Below are 2388 nucleotides of genomic sequence, written 5' to 3'. Positions count from 1 at the left end.
AGATGAGACCGAGACCGTACTGGGCCGCAACCCGGTGCTGGAATGCCTGCGCGCCGGCGTCCCGGCCACCGCGCTCTACGTCGCACTCGGCGCTCAGGCCGACGAGCGCCTCACCGAATCCGTCACCCGGGCCGCCGATTCCGGTATCGCGATTCTAGAAGTTCCGCGTGGCGATCTTGACCGAATGACCACCAACGGTCTGCACCAAGGCATTGCCCTGCAAGTTCCCGCGTATGACTACACCCATCCCGACGACCTGCTCGCGGCCGCAATGGACACCCCGCCGGCGCTATTGGTCGCCTTGGACAACATCTCCGACCCGCGCAATCTGGGCGCGATCGTGCGATCCGTGGGCGCCGTAGGCGGCCACGGCGTGCTGATTCCGCAGCGGCGCTCCGCATCGGTGACCGCGGTGGCTTGGCGGACCAGCGCCGGCGCGGCGGCCCGGGTACCGATCGCACGTGCCACGAATCTGACTCGCACCCTGAAGGATTGGGCCGGCAGCGGTGTGCAGCTGGTCGGACTGGACGCCGAGGGTGACACCATGCTCGACGACTTGGACGGAACCGGGCCGGTAGTAGTGGTGGTCGGATCCGAGGGCAAGGGGCTGTCCCGGCTGGTGCGGCAGAGCTGCGACGCGGTGGTGTCGATCCCGATGGCCGGTTCCGCCGAGTCGTTGAACGCCTCGGTGGCCGCCGGAGTGGTGCTCGCCGAGATCGCGCGCCAACGCAGGCGCTAACGGCGCATGCGTTGCCGCCTCGGCGCACTGGTTCTGGCGGTTCTCGTCGTTCCTGGTCCGCCGCCTGCCAGCGCACAACCATCCAGCTTCGACGTGGTCGCGCACCGTGGTGGTGCTGCGGCGCTCGAAATCGGCGTCAGCACTTTGGAATTCGACATCGGTATCACCAAAGACGGCCAACCCGTCGTCTGGCATGACCAGGACATCCGACCGCAGTACTGCGCCGATACCGGGCCGGCTGTTGCCGGTGATCCGCAGTATCCGTACGTCGGCAAGCTGGTATACGAGCTGACCCTGGCGCAGATCCGCACGCTTGACTGCGGCGATCCGATCGCCACGCTGCCGGAAATCTTCGCCCTCACCGACTCGTATCGCGCTGACGTCCGCTACGACATCGAAATCAAGGTGGACCCCGAGCGGCCCGGCGCGTCAGCGAGTCCCCAGGAGTTCGTCGACGTGATCCTGGACGCGGCCCGGTTGGCGGGCAAGCTCGATCGGGTCGAGATACAAAGTTTCGATTGGCAGACATTGCCGATGGTCCGGCGCGCCGAGCCGTCGATTCCGCTGGTGGCGTTGTGGAATCAGACCACGTGGCGACCAGGCTCGCCGTGGCTGGCCGGCATCGACCCGGCCCTCGTCGGTGACCCGGTCCTTGCTGCGGCGATGGTTGGCGCGAGCATCGTCTCGCCGGCATACCCGTTGGTCGACAGCGCGCTGGTCGACAGGGCGCATGCGTTGGGAATCACGGTGCTTCCGTGGACGGTCAACGACGACGGCGCAATGCGCACCCTGATCGCTGCCGGCGTCGACGGCATCATCACCGACCGGCCCGCCCAATTACGCGCGGTGATGGCCGATCTCGGCATGCCGTTGCCTGCTCGGGCTGTCAAACCCCCAGCAGTCGCACGCTGACCCATAACGCCAGCACCGCCGCCACCAACGCGGTCGGGACGGTGCACAGCCCCAGCCTGGTGTATTCACCGATGCTCGCCGGGACGTTGTGCCGCCGCAGTACCCGCCGCCACAGCAGGTTGGACAGCGAGCCGACGTAGGTCAAATTGGGCCCGATGTTCACCCCGATCAGCACCGCCATGATCGCGGCGGGCCCACTGCTCGCCGCCAGCGGAAGCAGCACCAGCGTCGCGGGCAGGTTGTTGACGAGGTTGGCCAGCACAGCAGCAACCGCCGCGATGCCCAGCAGCGCAACCAAACTCGAACCCGACGGCAGCACCGCGCGCATGCCGTCGGCCACGCCGTTGAGCATCACCGCCTCTACGACGATGCCCAGCGCCAACACGAACACCAAGAACGGCACATTGACTGCGCGCACCAGCTCCACCACGGTGGTGTGGCGGTGCCGAAGGCTGCGGATACCCAACACCGCAGCCCCGGCAATCGCCGCCCAGGCCGGCGCCACACCCACCGCTTCGGTGATGGCGAACCCGGCCAGCGTCAAAACCACTACCGCCAGCACGAATATCGGCGGCCGCGGTGGCGGTCCGATCTCCTGCCGCTCCGGCGACACGTCCAGATCGCGCGCGAAAAACCAACGAAAGACCAGATATACGGTGCCCACCGCGGCCAGCCATGGCAACGCCATCACCGCAGTGAATTTGATGAACGACAGGTCGGCGGTGTGGAAGGCGAGC

Annotated in this window: 3 protein-coding genes; 2 read left to right on the top strand and 1 reads right to left on the bottom strand. The window is 67.1% G+C overall.

What is annotated here, in order from left to right:
- Window positions 1-739 (top strand): 23S rRNA (guanosine(2251)-2'-O)-methyltransferase RlmB (gene rlmB, locus A5707_RS04190; protein ID WP_065013266.1); only part of this gene is annotated, 739 nt, incomplete at its 5' end.
- Window positions 740-745: 6 nt separating this feature from the next.
- Window positions 746-1651 carry a glycerophosphodiester phosphodiesterase family protein gene (locus A5707_RS04185; RefSeq protein WP_065013265.1) on the top strand — a complete coding sequence of 302 codons (906 nt, stop codon included), beginning with the start codon at window positions 746-748 and terminating at the stop codon, window positions 1649-1651.
- On the opposite strand, the gene A5707_RS04180 is transcribed toward A5707_RS04185, so the two are convergent.
- The coding region (locus A5707_RS04180) for an ArsB/NhaD family transporter (protein WP_269455134.1) at window positions 1626-2388 on the bottom strand (763 nt) is incomplete at its 5' end. The two genes, A5707_RS04185 and A5707_RS04180, sit on opposite strands and share 26 nt — an antisense overlap.

It is taken from the genome of Mycobacterium kyorinense, assembly GCF_001672775.1.
Classification (GTDB): domain Bacteria; phylum Actinomycetota; class Actinomycetes; order Mycobacteriales; family Mycobacteriaceae; genus Mycobacterium; species Mycobacterium kyorinense_A.
The sequence above is the reverse complement of the archived record's forward strand: the minus strand, read 5'-3'. Positions and strand labels throughout refer to the sequence as shown.